This window comes from Mesorhizobium sp. M8A.F.Ca.ET.161.01.1.1 (assembly GCF_004792105.1).
In the GTDB taxonomy this organism is placed as follows: Bacteria; Pseudomonadota; Alphaproteobacteria; order Rhizobiales; family Rhizobiaceae; genus Mesorhizobium.
The window spans coordinates 1-361 of record NZ_SRTD01000184.1 but is presented as its reverse complement, the minus strand read 5'-3'; the positions used below and the strand labels follow the sequence as shown (position 1 = coordinate 361).

General features: G+C 69.3%; 1 pseudogene. It reads right to left on the bottom strand.

The window, feature by feature from the left end:
• Positions 1-361, bottom strand: a pseudogene (locus tag EN804_RS38460) (hypothetical protein); the annotation flags it as partial.

Here is a 361-nt window from a genome sequence, read left to right as displayed (position 1 = left end):
CGAACGGGCCGTGCTGCACCCAGGCGGCATCGACCCAGCCGGCCATGGTCATCGCCGGCAGCAGCAGGGTGTACAGCCAGGTGGCAAAGCCCAGCAGCATGCCCACCTCGACGCCGCGTCGGCTGGCACCGCGCCAGTACAGGCCGCCGATCAGCCCGGGGCCGGAGGTAGCAGCAACGGCATCGACGTCGGCAGGGGTCACGCCCGCCTGCTCCAGCGCTTCTTCCACAAGCGTATCCAGGGCCTCGACGTGGGCCCGTGCGGCAATTTCCGGCACCACACCGCCATAGGCGCTGTGTTCCTCGAGCTGCGACAAAACGACGTCGGAGACGATCTCGCCGCGCCCATCCGCATGCCGAAC